The following is a 13,687-nucleotide window of genomic DNA, read 5'->3' on the forward strand; positions in this document are numbered from 1 at the left end:
CGGCGTCAGAGGCGCTCAAGGAGCGCTGCCCGCGTCGCCTCGTCGACGAAGGCGGCGTCGATGGCGGTCCGAGTCATTTCATCAGTCTCCGCCGCGGTGAATCCCATGGCCTCGCTGGCAACGGCGTATTCGCGCTGGAGCGAGGTTTGGAAGAATGGCGGGTCGTCCGAGTTGAGCGTGACTTTGACGCCTGCGGCATGAAGCCGGCGAAGCGGATGGCTGGCAAAATCCGGGAACACGCCGAGCGCGACGTTTGACCCCGGGCAGACTTCGAGCACGATACCTTCGTCCGCCAGCCGATCCACGAGTGCCGGGTCCTCGATCGCCCGCACACCATGGCCGATGCGGCTGGGACGGACATGGTCGAGTGCGTCGCGCACGCTAAAAGCGCCGCAAAGCTCGCCGGCGTGGATGGTGATTCCGAGACCGGCATCTCGCGCGATGTCGAAGGCGCGGGCGTAATCGGCAACTCGTCCGACGCGCTCCTCACCCGCCATGTTGAAACCGGTGACGAGCGGATTGCGGCAGTTCGCGGCATAGCGCGCCGCCCATTCGACCCGCTCCGGCCCCTTGTGCCTGAGGCCGATGACGACCATTCGGCACTCGATCCCGGTGCGAATCCTCGCTGCCTCGATGCCTCGGCTGATGCCGGCAATGTATCCGTCAGCGCCCAGCCCGACCGCCTCGCCATGGTCGGGAGAGACGAAGATCTCGCTGTAGACGGTCCCCGCCGCAGCGAGTGAGCCGAGATAGGTCTCGGTCAGCAATGCGTAGTCGGCCTCGGTGCGAAACAGGCTTGCGACCGCATCATAGGCGCCAAGAAAGCTCGTGAAATCATGCCAGACATACGCGCCGTCGCGCAGAAAATCGCGGGTGTCTACCCCGTATTTGTTGGCCTGTGCCTGCGCCAGCACCGGTGGCGCGGCCCCTTCGAGATGACAGTGCAGTTCTACCTTCTTCAGGTGCCCGATCACAAAAAGCTCTTTCCGTAAGGGCCGGGTGTGAGACCCAGGTGCTTTGCAATCGTTTGTCCGATGTCGGCGAAGGTCGTACGGGTCTCCATCAGGCGGGACCGGATGCCCGGACCGAAGGTCAGGATCGGTACCCGCTCACGCGTGTGATCGGTGCCGCGCCAGGTCGGATCACAGCCGTGATCGGCGGTGAGAACGAGGAGGTCGCCGGGACGCATCTTGCGATCGACCTCCGGCAGGAGCCGGTCGAACGCCTCAAGCGCCGCAGCATACCCGGCCACGTCGCGGCGATGGCCGTAGAGCATGTCGAAGTCGACGAAATTGGCGAAGACGAGGTCGCCGTCCTTCGCCTCGTCCATGGCCCGCAGCGTCGCCTCGAAAAGCGCCCGGTTGCCGTCCGCCTTCGACAGTCGGCCGATCCCCTTGTGCGCGAAGATGTCGCCGATCTTGCCGATGGCGTGAACGGTGCGTCCTGCCTCGGTCAGGCGATCCAGCAGCGTCGGCTCCGGCGGCGAAACCGAATAGTCGCGCCGGTTGCCGGTCCGCGTGAAAGTCGCCGGCGTCTCGCCTGTGAACGGACGCGCGATCACCCGGCCGATCCTGCCGCCGGGCCATTCGTCGAGAATGATCCGCACGGTCTGGCAGAACGACAGGAGCCGGTCGAGCCCGAAATGGGTCTCGTGCGCCGCGACTTGGAAGACGGAATCGGTCGAGGTATAGCAGATCGGCTTGCCGGTTCGGATGTGCTCGTCGCCGCACCGGGCGATGATCTCGGTTCCGGACGCATGGCAGTTACCGAGAATGCCCGGAACCTTGCCGAGCTCGCAGACGGCGGCGACCAGTTCGGGGGAAAAGGCGTCGCCTTCGGAGGGAAAGTAGCCCCAATCGAACATGACCGGGGTCCCGGCTATCTCCCAGTGGCCCGACGGTGTGTCCTTGCCGCGCGAGACCTCGGTCGCTGCCCCGTGGTGACCGAACACGCGTTCGGGTACGTCCATGCCGGCCGGAAAGCGACCGGTCGCGGCGCGCGCGGCGTGCAGCAGGCCGAGAGTCGACATATTCGGAAGCTTCAGCGGACCGTGGCGCAGACCGGCCCGATCGGCAGCGCCGGCGGCGCAGAACTCGGCGATATGTCCGAGCGTATTGGCGCCGTCATCACCGAAGGCGGCAGCGTCCGGCGCCCCGCCAATGCCGAAGGAATCGAGTACGAATAGAAACGCTCTGGCCATCCGCCACCTGCCGAAATCGGAACAGTGCGCCCGCCACCCCGGGCCGGAGCAGCGAACAGCCGTCGAAATGACACAGAAGACGCCGTTCGCTCAAGAAGAATCAGTTCTTCACGCAACCGGGCCATTGTGTGACGGCACCCGCGGCCATCGTACAGGAAATCGTGTCGCCTTTGCGAACGCGGCTGAGGCTGGTTCGGCGGAATGTCGGGTCTTCCAGACGCCAGGCGATCTCGCGGAGAAAGAGCAGGTATTCGTATTTCATCGACAGTTGGGTCTGGACGTAGAACGACTTGCTCATTCTCATGTCTGCAGCCAGCGCAAACGGATCGCCCTTGGCGGGTGTGCTGCCGGTGGCCGCAGCATTCTGCCAATACCAGGCGACCGTGGCGGTGCCAGCGTCGTCCACCTGAACCCCGGTAATCTTGATCTCGAAATCCTCGCTTGTGAAGGGAGCAATCACGTTGAGGGCTATGTCCGTCGCCGCCCCCTGCATGTCCTTCTCCACCGAAACGGTTTCGCCCTGGGTCAGAAAATCGGAAATCGTTGCCGAGGCTCGGCCGACCTTGTTGAGGAACGACATTGCAACCGACGTTTCGTAGGCGCCGATATAGGCGACGAGCAGCAGGGGGACGAGGATCGCGAACTCGACCGCACCCACTCCCTCCCGCGCCGACAGGAGGCGACGCAACGTTGCGATCATGTCGGCAAGGAAATGCGTCCGCCCGTTGCCACGTACCGTCATTTGTAGTCCTCGTTCCTGAACACAGCCGTAGCGACCAATAGTTGCTGGTTGATCGAAGACCGCTGCGCTTCCGGCCTGTGAAACGTTACCAGCCGCAGGTAATCAACAATGACGGGCCAGGTGTAATAGGAACGCACGATGTTGATCGATGACTTCCCACCAGGTGTGAAATTGTTAGGGAGAGAGCTTGGAATGGTCGTCGGCTCATTGAACGACGTGACGCTGCGCACGTCGACGTGCAGGCGTGACGCTATCATTGCCTCCTCGGGCGTGCAGGAAAGGAGGACGACCAGTTCGTCGCAAAACAGCGCGCGAAACTGCTCCTTCGTCTTGTCTGTCGGGCGTCCCGTGTTGAAGGTGATCTCGCCCATGCGGATTCTGCGCGCCATCGCGTCGTTGGCGTTGAGCAGGACCTGCTCGGCAACATAGGCGACACAGGTTTCGATGATCGCAAACACCACGCCAAGGAATATGGGCGCCAGAATCGCGAACTCCAAAGCAGTCGCACCCCGGCGATCGCCGAGGACGCGCCTGAAGGACCCGGATTTCCTGCTTGTCCGCTTGCCGATTGTCAGCATGGTTGCGACACACCCTACGCCCGCATCGCCGGTCCATCATCGATGGACACCGGATGCTTCGATCCACGCATCGCCGTGCCGTCGACCTCATGGCGCAACGGCAGAACAGCTTCGGCAATTTAAGTCATCGATTGTTTATTTTTCGTAAGCGGAGCCGGGCTTCTAGCGGGCTCACTTTCGCGCGCGGTCGGCGCATTGCAGAGAGCCGCAATTTTTCAGCCGTTCCGCGATGCTGGGCTGCCGGCAGGGACCGCGTCAGGGAGACGGACTGGCAATGCGCTGCGCGTGTTGCTCGCAAATCGGAGTACAGGAGAGTACCGAGCGCTCCGTCTGGCGGAACACCCGGACCGTATTGCCCTCATCGATCGAAACGAGGATGCGCTCGTCGACGATCGCGTTGCCGTCGGCATCGAGAAGGACGAGATTGGTTGTCCCGAAATTGCGCCCCGTCAGAACAATCGTCTTGGCATCGGCCACGGTCGCGTCGGCGACATCGGCGTTGCCGACGATGACCTTGCTGACCGGGCGGTCGAGCTTAAGCACGCGCGCGTGGTCCATATAGACCCGCAGCATGTCAGTGTCCTCGGCACGGGCGGCGCCGATGGCAAGACATGCCTGTGAAAGCAAAATGCCGATGACCAGGCGCATGGCCCTGGAGGTGGCAAGTGTCCTGGCGGTTTCCATCCCGAATACCCTATAGCTGTCGCTCGCGTAAGCATCGCCGCGAATGGTGAACGAAGCCTTAACCGCGCAGCAGTTCCCGCCCGGCAATAGAAGGGCAGGTAGTGCGCGATCCCATCCCCTACAGCTGGCTCCGACGAGCAAGGTTCCTTGAGGTCTTTGTTTACCACGATTTCTGACAGTCTGCATTAACGCTCCGGTAACCGCCTTCCTTAAGCAGGTGGCAATGCGGCGCCTGTAGGTTGCAGTCATCCGAACAACGGCAAACAGTTGTCGGACGTGCTGAACCCAACACTTGTGGAGTTAGGAGAGTTCCCATGACCAAGATTTTCGCTCGCTTCCTGAAGGACGAATCCGGCGCGACCGCCATCGAATACGGCCTGATCGCAGCCCTCATCTCCGTTGCCCTGATCTTCGGCGCCAACGCTCTCGGTGGCGCGCTGAACAATCAGTTCAACTTCCTCGCGACCACGATGACCGAGTCGCAGAGCTAAGCGACGGCGCCCGCCCTGGGGCGGCCCGACGCGACAGTCGCATAATCAAAAAGGACCGCCTTCCTGGGAGGCGGTCCTTTTTTCCCTGAGCCAAGCACGATCAGCACCGATGGCTTACTTTGGAAAACCTTAACGCTCACGCGCTAGAGTTGGCCGCAAAGGGGAGCATGTCATATGACCGAAGCAGCCATCTTTGTCGTCTTTCCGCTGTGCCTGGCGATCGCTGCCTTCTCTGACTTCTTTACCATGACCATCCCGAATCGCGTCTCCGCGATCCTGCTGGCCAGTTTCATCGTCGTGGCACCACTTGCAGGCTTGGCCATGCCGCAGATTGGATTCCATCTGCTCGCCGGCCTGATCGTGTTCGCCTCTTGCTTCGCGCTCTTCGCCATCGGCGTTATGGGCGGCGGCGATGCAAAGCTTCTTTCGGCGAGCGCCATATGGTTCGGCCTGACGCCGTCGCTCGTGGCGTACCTCGTCTATGTTTCGTTTTTCGGTGGCATTCTCACGCTCGCAATCCTGTCACTTCGTGGCCACGCCAGCGCAATCATGGCTTCCGGCCTGCCCCTGCCGAACCATCTCCTGACGGCCAAAAAGGTACCCTACGGCATTGCAATCGGCATTGCGGCCTTTTTCGCCTATCCGTCTTCGCCACTCATGCAAGCCGCACTGGCCAACTTCCATTGAGACGCTGGCGTACCGCGGCACGACTGCCGTTCGTCCAGCCATATCGGCTCAGGTACCTGGCGTCAGTTGCGTGGGCGTAGACGGGATTTCCTCCCTCAGAAATTGCGTTAGCAATGCGCAATTCCCTGGCAGACGCTCGCCAGAAACGATCTGTTAACCAAACTCCTAAGCAACTCATTAACCATAAATACACCAATTGATGGTTAAGGTGACGTTACGCATCTCCGCACGTCCAGGGGCCAACCATGAAACCGGCGCGAATCATCATACTGGCAGTGGCCGTCCTTTCGGCGGGCGGCGCGGGCTATCTCGCGCTGCAGCTCACCCGCGGCAAGTCCGTGGTTCAAAGCGAGCCGGTGGTCGAGCGCGAACCAACCGTCAACGTCCTGGTCGCAACCCAAAGCCTTCCGGTCGGCTCGCGGCTGAACGCCGATTCGTTCGGCTGGAGCGCCTGGCCGCAAACCGGCGTCGCCGAGGGCTTCATTACCGACCAGAACCGGCCCGACGCGGTGGAGAAACTCGAGGGCGCGGTCGTGCGCATGCCGATCTTCAAGGGCGAACCGATCCGGCAGGAGAAGGTTGCCGATTCGAGCAGCAAGATCATGTCGTCGTTGCTTCCTGCCGGCAAGCGCGCCGTCTCGACCGAGATCTCCGTTGCAACCGGTGCTGGCGGCTTCATCCTGCCGAACGACCGGGTCGACGTCATCATGGTCCGTCCGGGGGACGCCGAGATGAAGATCACCGAGACCATCCTGAGCAATGTGCGGGTGCTGGCGATCGACCAGCAGATCGAAGAGAAGGACGACGGCTCAAAGACCGTCGTCGGCACGACGGCGACGCTCGAGCTGACGCCCGACCAGGCCAAGGTAATCACGGTCGCCCAGCAGATGGCCGAACGGCTGCAGCTGGCACTGCGAAGCGTAGCCGATGCGCAGGAGCAGGATACCGAGGCCGCTGACTATCTTTTGAGTGGTGGTGACGGCGCGCCGATCATCCAGGTCATCAAATCCGGCGAGATCGTCAAATCGAACTCGCCCGGTGCCAACCAATGAAGCAGGAGCGCAACGTGCGTGGATTCGGAAAGAGATTTCGAGCTTCTGTCGCCGGCGGGATGACCTTCTGCCTCGCCTTCTCCGGGATGCCCGGAGCGGTGGTGACGGGCGGCAGCGCGGTTGACCTGGCGCAGGCGGCTTCGACCTCGCTCGTTCGCATCACCAATGCCGGTCCGGGCGCGCGCAAATCGCTGAAGCTCGGGCTCAACAAGGCAATCGTCGTGGACCTGCCAACCGACGCACACGACATCCTCGTCGCCGATCCGATGAAGGCCGACGCCGTCACCCGGACCTCTCGCCGCATCTATATCTTCGGCAAGGAGGTCGGCCAGACGAACGTTTTCATCTTCGGGCCGAACGGCGAAGAGATCATCAGCCTCGAGCTTGCCGTCGAACGCGACATCGCCGGACTTCAGGAGCACCTGCGCCGGTTCATTCCCGACTCCGACATCTCCGTCGAGATCATCTCCGATAACATCGTTCTCACCGGGACCGTGCGCACGCCTCAGGATGCGCTGCAGGCCGCTCGCCTGGCGGACATCTTCCTGACAGGCGGTGAAGCGACGACGCGAACCGTAACCGCACAGGGCAACAACGGTGACGCGGCGATCTTCGGCGAAGACCGGCAACGCTCGCAGGTCGTCAACATGCTCAAGATCGACGGCGAGGACCAAGTCACGCTCAAGATCACGGTCGCCGAAGTCAGCCGCCAGGTCCTGAAACAATTGGGCTTCAACGGCTCCGTCCTGGGCAACGACGGCGGTATCTCCTTCCGCAACCCCACCAATCTCGGCGGTTCGGTCGACTGGGCCACCAATGCGGCGCTTTCGGGAACGGTCGGTGGGACAGCGATTGCCAGCTATCTCAACGCCATGGAACAGGCGGGCGTCATGCGCACACTCGCAGAACCGAGCCTCACGGCCATTTCCGGCGAGGCGGCGAACTTCTATGTCGGCGGCGAGTTCCGCCTGCTCAGCGAGCAGGGAATCAAGACCAACGAAGAGACCAGGGAGACCGAAGTCAGCCGCGACTACGACACCGTGGAATACGGCATCCGGCTGAACTTCAAGCCGGTCGTGCTGTCGGCCGGCCGCATCAGCCTGCGGGTCGATACCGAAGTTTCGGAGCCGACCTTCGAGGGCTCGGCTTCGCTGATCGGCCAGAAGGGCATTCCCGGTGCGACCGCGCTCAGCATCCGCCGCCGCCAGGCTTCCACCAGCGTCGAACTGCCCTCCGGCGGCTCGATCGTGATCGCCGGCCTCGTCAAGGACGACATCCGCCAGGCGATGTCGGGCTTCCCGGGTCTCTCCAAGATCCCGATCTTCGGTACCCTCTTCCGCTCCAAGGACTTCGTGCGCAACGAGACCGAAATGGTGATCATCGCCACCCCCTACCTCGTTCGCCCGGTCGCACGCAGCGTGCTGAACCGACCGGACGACAACTTCAACCCGACGAACGACGCCGCGAGCTTCTTCCTCGGCCGGGTCAACCAGATCTACGGCCGCAAGGAGGCTGGGGTGCCGGTCGGAAACTATGCCGGCGCCGTCGGCTTCATCTACAAGTGATCGGGGAACGGACATGACCGCACGCATTCGCTTAAAGGGTCCGCTCGAAAGGCTCCGCCCAATGCCGCTCAACCGCGCCGTTCCGGCAGTACTCGTTCTTTCGGCCGCGCTGCTTGCAAGCTGCGCCAACCGCGACGTTACGACAACCGCTTCGATCCCCGACGACTATCGCACCCGGCACCCGATCGTGCTGACGGAAGCCGAACACACCCTGGATGTTCCCGTCGCATCGGGCGATCGGTCACTGACACTCTCCATGCGCGACAACATCCGCGGCTTTGCCCAGAACTATGCGTCGAAGTCGAACGGGACAGTGCAGATCATGGTACCGCAAGGATCATTGAACGCCGGCGCCGCCGCCGCTCTGCGCAAGGAAATCCGCGCGACCCTCGTCGCGGAGGGCGTGCCGAGCAAGCGGATCATCCAGACCAGCTATGGGGCCGCCGGCCAGGGCGACGCCGCCCCGATCCGGCTCGCCTTCGTCTCGACCACGGCCAAGACGAACCCCTGCGGTCAGTGGCCAGAAGATCTGACGCTGAACACCATGGAAAACCGGCAGTACTACAATTTCGGCTGCGCGACCCAGGCCAATCTCGCCGCACAGATTGCCAATCCGATGGATCTCGTCGGACCGCGCGGCATGACGCCGATCGACGCAGAGCGCCGCGCAACTGCGATCCAGGATTACCGCGAGGACGGCACGAGATTCTAACGGACGCCAGAGCGGCCTGACGGTCAAGGATGGGACTTGAGAGATGACGAGTATCGAATACGGCATTGAGGCGCACGAACCCGCCGACGTCTTCCTCGAGGACGGCGGGCACACCGGCCAACTCGATCATCTGCGGCCGCTGCCACGCATTTCGATCCATGCGTTCTGCGAGAGCGAGGGCATGCTGCAGACAATGGAGCGCTGCGCAAGCGACCGCCGCATGGCCAAGGTAAGCCTGCGCATCAACAGCGGCAGTATCCCGGCGGCCGCCAACATGTTCGCCTCCGCCCCGACGCCAAACCTCATTGTCATCGAAACGTCGACCGAACCGTCCGCGCTGATGGCTGAGCTCGCGCCGCTCGCCGAAGTGTGCGATCCGAGCACGAAGGTGGTGATCGTCGGCCATCACAACGATATTGCGCTCTACCGCGAGCTGATCCGCAACGGCGTCTCCGAGTATCTGGTCGCGCCGGTATCTATGGCCGATGTCCTGAACGCCGTCGCCTCGATCTTCATCGATCCCGAAGCCGAGCCGCTCGGCCGCACGGTCGCCTTTATTGGCGCCAAGGGCGGGGTCGGATCGTCGACGATCGCGCACAATTGCGCCTGGGGCATCTCCAGCCTGTTCTCGACGGAAGTGGTGCTGGCCGACCTGGACCTGCCCTTTGGCACGGCCAACATCAATTTCGACCAGGATCCGGCGCAGGGGATGGCCGAGGCCGTCTACACGCCCGAGCGGCTGGACGAGGTCTTCCTCGATCGATTGCTGTCGAAGTGCTCCGAGCACCTGTCCCTGCTTGCGGCACCCTCGATGCTCGACCGCGCCTACGATCTCGAACGCGGTTCGTTCCAGCCGATGATCGAGGTTCTCCAGCGAAGCGCCCCGGTCAACGTGCTCGACGTGCCACATGCATGGTCGGAGTGGACCCGCACGCTTCTCGGCGAGGTCGACGAGGTGATCGTGACCGCCGTGCCGGACCTCGCGAACCTGCGCAACGCCAAGAACATGTTCGATGCTTTGAAGAAGCTGCGGCCGAACGATCGCCCCCCTCACCTGGTTCTCAACCAGGTGGGCTTGCCGAAACGACCTGAGATCGCCCCCAACGAGTTCTGCGATCCGCTCGAAGTCCAGCCGATCGCGATCATCCCCTTCGATGCCCAGCTGTTTGGCACGGCCGCCAACAGTGGCCGCATGATCGCCGAAATGGACAAGAAGTCGCCGGCGGCGGAAACCTTCTCGCAGATTGCGCACATCGTGACGGGACGGGCGACGGTGAAGAAGCCCAAAAAGGGCGGGCTCGGCAAAGTGCTGGGCATGCTCGGCCGCAAATGACGCCCTGCCAGGGCTTTGAGAACTGGATGAAGCAGTATGTTCGGTAGACGCGGAAACGAAGGCTTTGGAAAGAGTGGTGGCCCAAGTGGCCATCCGCCGCAGGCCGCGCCGGCGCCTGCCCCTGTCGAGCGCACGGCCGCTATCGCCGTGGCTGAACCCGTTCGCGAAACGACACCCCCGCCGGCGCCGCACCAGCCCTCACCGATCGGCCGCAAGCGCTCACCGCGCACAGAAGACTATTACGACACCAAATCGCAGGTCTTCTCCGCCCTGATCGATACGATCGACCTGTCGCAACTCGCCAAGCTCGACACGGAGAGTGCGCGCGAGGAAATTCGCGACATCGTCAATGACATCATCACGATCAAGAACTTTGCGATGTCGATTTCCGAGCAGGAGGAACTGCTCGACGACATCTGCAACGACGTTCTCGGCTACGGCCCGCTGGAGCCGCTGCTGGCGCGCGACGACATCGCCGACATCATGGTCAACGGCGCCGGCAAGACCTACATCGAGGTTGGCGGCAAGGTGGAGGAATCGGAAATCCGCTTCCGCGACAATGCCCAGTTGCTGTCCATTTGCCAGCGCATTGTCAGCCAGGTCGGCCGCCGGGTCGACGAATCAAGCCCGATCTGCGACGCCCGCCTGCCCGACGGCTCGCGCGTGAACGTCATTGCCCCCCCGCTCGCCATCGACGGCACCGCACTCACCATCCGCAAGTTCAAGAAGGACAAACTGACACTCGACCAGCTGGTGCGCTTTGGCTCGATCACCTCGGAAGGGTCGACGATCCTGCAGATCATTGGCCGCGTGCGCTGCAATCTCGTCATCTCCGGCGGTACCGGCTCGGGGAAGACGACGCTGCTCAACTGCATGACGCGTTACATCGATACCGACGAGCGCGTCATCACCTGCGAAGACTCCGCCGAACTGCAATTGCAGCAGCCGCACGTGGTTCGCCTCGAAACCCGCCCGCCGAACATCGAGGGCGAGGGCGAGATCACCATGCGCGACCTCATCAAGAACTGCCTGCGCATGCGGCCCGAACGCATCATCGTCGGCGAAGTTCGTGGTCCCGAGGTGTTCGACCTGCTGCAGGCCATGAACACCGGTCACGACGGATCGATGGGCACGATCCACGCCAACTCCCCCCGCGAATGCCTGAGCCGCATGGAATCAATGATCGCCATGGGCGGCTTTACGTTGCCGGCCAAGACCGTCCGCGAGATCATTGCCGGCTCGATCGACGTCATTATTCAGGCGTCACGCCTGCGCGATGGTTCACGTCGCATCACCCACATCACCGAAGTGGTCGGCATGGAAGGCGACGTGATCGTCACCCAGGACCTGATGCGCTTCGAGATCGAGGGAGAGGACGCTAACGGCCGCATCATCGGCCGTCATGTCGGAACCGGTATCGGCAAACCACATTTCTGGGACCGCGCGCGCTATTTCAACGAGGAACGGCGTCTGGCGGCAACGCTCGACATGATGGAAAAACCGGAATAGCCGAGGCTTGAGATGTTCGGACTGGATATCATCGTCGTCGCGATCATCGCCCTGGCCGCCCTGGCGGCCGGCGCCCTCGGATACGGCGTGCTGTTTTCGCGCATCGAGACCGAAAAGAAATCCGAAAGCCGCGTCAACCGGGTGAAGGCTGCCGAAACCGACCAGAACAAGGTCAAGGCTGCGCGCGAGCGCATGCAGGAGATGACGAAGCGCCGCAAATCGGTGCAGGATTCGCTGAAGGAGCTCGAAAAGAAGCAGCAGGAACGGCACAAGAAGACCTCGCCCAATCTCAAGGCCAAACTTTCTCAGGCGGGGCTCTCCGTGACACCGATGCGGTTCACGGTCATGGGTGCGGCCTTCGGCTTCTTCATGATGGTCGCGTCGATCATTGCCGGGGCGCCGCTCCTCATCGCCGTTGGCGTCTTTGTCATCGCCGGTCTCGGCTTTCCGCGCTGGGCGTTGAGCTTCATGGTGAAGCGACGCATGAACAGGTTCCTCGAGGAGTTTCCCAATTCGCTGGACGTCATGGTGCGTTCGATCAAGTCCGGCTTGCCGCTCACCGATGCCCTGCGCCTGATCGCCGCGGAGGGTCAGGAGCCGGTCAAGTCGGAGTTCCGTCGCGTCATCGAATCACAGCAGATGGGACTGAGCGTGCCGGAAGCCTGCGCGCGCATGTTCAATTACATCCCGCTGCAAGAGGTCAACTTTTTCTCCATCGTCATCGCCATCCAGAGCCAGGCTGGCGGCAATCTCTCGGAAGCCCTCAGCAATCTTTCCCGTGTCCTGCGCGAGCGGCGCAAGATGAAAGCCAAGATCAGCGCCATGTCGATGGAGGCGAAGGCGTCCGCTGCCATCATCGGCGCGCTGCCCCTGATCGTCATGCTGCTCGTCTACCTCTCGTCGCCCGCCTACATGATAGTCCTCTTCACCGATCCGCGCGGCCACCTCATTCTCGGCGCCTCGGCGGTCTGGATGTCGATCGGTGTCATGGTGATGCGCAACATGATCAACTTCGATATCTGAGAGGGAACGGCGCAATGTCGGAACTGGCCAGCACGCTTACAAACCCCGATATCCTGTTGCCCGCTTTCGTCGCGATCGCGGTGCTGGCGACCTTCTACACGCTCGCAGCCCCCTATTTCGAGGGTGGCGATCTCAATAAGCGGATGAAGACGGTCGCGCTTGAGCGGGACCAGATCCGGGCGCGCGAGCGCGCGCGGCTGAACGCCGAGTTGCAGGGAAAGGGCTCGCTGCGGGCCCGGAACAACACTTCCGTGCGCCAGATCGTCGACAAACTGAACCTGCGCGAAGCACTGGTGGACGCCGGCACGATGAACAAGCTGCGTCAGGCGGGCTATCGATCGCAGAACGCGCTCAACATCTTCCTCTTCGCGCGTTTCGTCCTGCCGTTCGTGTTCTTCGCCGTCGGTGCCTTCTACATCTTCTATCTCGGCTATCTTGGCGACAAGCCGATGTCGATCCGCATCCTGGCCTCCATCGGCATCGCCTATCTCGGTTTCTACGCGCCGAACATCTACATTTCGAACCGTGTTTCCAAACGGCAGCTTTCGATCCGGCGCGCCTGGCCCGACGCGCTGGACTTGCTGTTGATCTGCGTCGAGTCGGGAATTTCGATGGAGGTGGCGCTGCGCCGCGTGGCCGATGAAATGGCTGTCGCCTCGGCCGAACTGGCAGAAGAGCTGGTGCTGACGACGGCGGAGCTTTCCTTCCTGCAGGATCGCCGGGTGGCCTATGAAAACCTCGGCACCCGCACTGGACTCGACATCGTCAAGGCGGTCATGCAGGCGCTGATCCAGGCCGAGCGCTACGGCACGCCGATCGCCCAGGCGCTGCGCGTGCTGGCGCAGGAAAGCCGGGATACGCGCATGAACGAGGCCGAGAAGAAGGCCGCCGCCCTGCCGCCCAAGCTGACGGTGCCGATGATTCTCTTTTTCCTGCCGGTGCTGATCGCCGTGATCCTCGGCCCCGCCGGCATCCAGGTAGCGGACTCGTTCTGATCTCGCCGCGGTCTTCGGCCGACATTTTTCGGTTCATTGGGAGAGCGGTGGGGCGGCGGCGAACTCGCGCAAAGCATCCTCCGCCCTGACAAGCGTCGGCATTCGCACGGATGTTC

At 62.5% G+C, this 13,687-nt stretch carries 14 protein-coding genes; 9 read left to right on the forward strand and 5 right to left on the reverse strand.

Annotated elements, in window-relative coordinates; genetic code table 11:
* Nucleotides 1-5: 5 nt before the first annotated feature.
* The 5 genes from J2Y48_RS02840 to J2Y48_RS02860 all read right to left on the reverse strand — a co-directional run bounded on the left by J2Y48_RS02840 (nucleotide 6) and on the right by J2Y48_RS02860 (nucleotide 4,168).
* Nucleotides 6-974 carry an adenosine deaminase gene (locus J2Y48_RS02840; protein ID WP_310412371.1) on the reverse strand — a complete coding sequence of 323 codons (969 nt, stop codon included), beginning with the start codon at nucleotides 972-974 and terminating at the stop codon, nucleotides 6-8.
* Entirely contained in the window at nucleotides 971-2,200 is a 1,230-nt protein-coding gene (locus J2Y48_RS02845; protein WP_310412374.1) for a phosphopentomutase, read from the reverse strand. The genes J2Y48_RS02840 and J2Y48_RS02845 overlap by 4 nt, the downstream gene beginning before the upstream one ends.
* A 100-nt stretch (nucleotides 2,201-2,300) precedes the next feature.
* Entirely contained in the window at nucleotides 2,301-2,942 is a 642-nt protein-coding gene (locus tag J2Y48_RS02850; RefSeq protein ID WP_310412378.1) for a pilus assembly protein, read from the reverse strand.
* A complete protein-coding gene (locus tag J2Y48_RS02855; protein ID WP_310412381.1) occupies nucleotides 2,939-3,520 on the reverse strand; it encodes a pilus assembly protein in 582 nt (193 codons plus the stop codon). Before J2Y48_RS02855 ends, J2Y48_RS02850 begins: the two co-directional genes overlap by 4 nt.
* A gap of 255 nt (nucleotides 3,521-3,775) precedes the next feature.
* A complete protein-coding gene (locus J2Y48_RS02860) occupies nucleotides 3,776-4,168 on the reverse strand; it encodes a pilus assembly protein N-terminal domain-containing protein (RefSeq protein ID WP_405030148.1) in 393 nt (130 codons plus the stop codon).
* 350 nt (nucleotides 4,169-4,518) lie between these two features.
* On the opposite strand from J2Y48_RS02860, the gene J2Y48_RS02865 reads away from it, so the two are divergent.
* From J2Y48_RS02865 to J2Y48_RS02905, 9 genes are all read left to right on the forward strand, one after another.
* Complete coding sequence (locus tag J2Y48_RS02865) at nucleotides 4,519-4,695, forward strand: Flp family type IVb pilin (RefSeq protein WP_310412386.1); 177 nt, start codon at nucleotides 4,519-4,521, stop codon at nucleotides 4,693-4,695.
* 174 nt (nucleotides 4,696-4,869) lie between these two features.
* Nucleotides 4,870-5,382 (forward strand): prepilin peptidase, encoded by a 513-nt coding sequence (locus J2Y48_RS02870; protein ID WP_310412389.1) that lies wholly within the window; start codon nucleotides 4,870-4,872, stop codon nucleotides 5,380-5,382.
* Between the two features lie 245 nt (nucleotides 5,383-5,627).
* Entirely contained in the window at nucleotides 5,628-6,434 is an 807-nt protein-coding gene (gene cpaB / locus J2Y48_RS02875) for a Flp pilus assembly protein CpaB (protein ID WP_310412392.1), read from the forward strand.
* A 14-nt stretch (nucleotides 6,435-6,448) separates the two neighbouring features.
* Entirely contained in the window at nucleotides 6,449-7,999 is a 1,551-nt protein-coding gene (locus tag J2Y48_RS02880; protein WP_310412395.1) for a type II and III secretion system protein family protein, read from the forward strand.
* A 61-nt stretch (nucleotides 8,000-8,060) separates the two neighbouring features.
* Nucleotides 8,061-8,711, forward strand: coding sequence for a CpaD family pilus assembly protein (locus J2Y48_RS02885; protein WP_310412710.1), 651 nt, complete (start codon nucleotides 8,061-8,063; stop codon nucleotides 8,709-8,711).
* Between the two features lie 43 nt (nucleotides 8,712-8,754).
* Complete coding sequence (locus J2Y48_RS02890) at nucleotides 8,755-10,044, forward strand: CtpF protein (RefSeq protein WP_310412398.1); 1,290 nt, start codon at nucleotides 8,755-8,757, stop codon at nucleotides 10,042-10,044.
* A 36-nt stretch (nucleotides 10,045-10,080) separates the two neighbouring features.
* Nucleotides 10,081-11,553, forward strand: a complete 1,473-nt coding sequence (locus tag J2Y48_RS02895) for a CpaF family protein (RefSeq protein WP_310412401.1) — start codon at nucleotides 10,081-10,083, stop codon at nucleotides 11,551-11,553.
* A 12-nt stretch (nucleotides 11,554-11,565) separates the two neighbouring features.
* Nucleotides 11,566-12,576, forward strand: coding sequence for a type II secretion system F family protein (locus J2Y48_RS02900; protein WP_310412404.1), 1,011 nt, complete (start codon nucleotides 11,566-11,568; stop codon nucleotides 12,574-12,576).
* 14 nt (nucleotides 12,577-12,590) lie between these two features.
* A complete protein-coding gene (locus tag J2Y48_RS02905) occupies nucleotides 12,591-13,571 on the forward strand; it encodes a type II secretion system F family protein (protein WP_310412407.1) in 981 nt (326 codons plus the stop codon).
* The last annotated feature ends 116 nt before the right edge of the window (nucleotides 13,572-13,687 follow it).

Source organism: Mycoplana sp. BE70 (assembly GCF_031455855.1).
Lineage (GTDB): Bacteria > Pseudomonadota > Alphaproteobacteria > Rhizobiales > Rhizobiaceae > Mycoplana.

What these genes read in the sequence shown, in the direction of transcription:
- J2Y48_RS02895 (WP_310412401.1), top strand. Translation starts at nt 10,081, where the DNA reads ATGTTCGGTAGACGCGGAAACGAAGGCTTTGGAAAGAGTGGTGGCCCA.
- J2Y48_RS02855 (WP_310412381.1), bottom strand. Translation starts at nt 3,520, where the DNA reads ATGCTGACAATCGGCAAGCGGACAAGCAGGAAATCCGGGTCCTTCAGG.
- J2Y48_RS02850 (WP_310412378.1), bottom strand. Translation starts at nt 2,942, where the DNA reads ATGACGGTACGTGGCAACGGGCGGACGCATTTCCTTGCCGACATGATC.
- J2Y48_RS02905 (WP_310412407.1), top strand. Translation starts at nt 12,591, where the DNA reads ATGTCGGAACTGGCCAGCACGCTTACAAACCCCGATATCCTGTTGCCC.
- J2Y48_RS02845 (WP_310412374.1), bottom strand. Translation starts at nt 2,200, where the DNA reads ATGGCCAGAGCGTTTCTATTCGTACTCGATTCCTTCGGCATTGGCGGG.
- J2Y48_RS02890 (WP_310412398.1), top strand. Translation starts at nt 8,755, where the DNA reads ATGACGAGTATCGAATACGGCATTGAGGCGCACGAACCCGCCGACGTC.
- J2Y48_RS02900 (WP_310412404.1), top strand. Translation starts at nt 11,566, where the DNA reads ATGTTCGGACTGGATATCATCGTCGTCGCGATCATCGCCCTGGCCGCC.
- J2Y48_RS02865 (WP_310412386.1), top strand. Translation starts at nt 4,519, where the DNA reads ATGACCAAGATTTTCGCTCGCTTCCTGAAGGACGAATCCGGCGCGACC.
- J2Y48_RS02860 (WP_405030148.1), bottom strand. Translation starts at nt 4,168, where the DNA reads ATGCGCCTGGTCATCGGCATTTTGCTTTCACAGGCATGTCTTGCCATC.
- J2Y48_RS02870 (WP_310412389.1), top strand. Translation starts at nt 4,870, where the DNA reads ATGACCGAAGCAGCCATCTTTGTCGTCTTTCCGCTGTGCCTGGCGATC.
- J2Y48_RS02885 (WP_310412710.1), top strand. Translation starts at nt 8,061, where the DNA reads ATGCCGCTCAACCGCGCCGTTCCGGCAGTACTCGTTCTTTCGGCCGCG.
- cpaB (WP_310412392.1), top strand. Translation starts at nt 5,628, where the DNA reads ATGAAACCGGCGCGAATCATCATACTGGCAGTGGCCGTCCTTTCGGCG.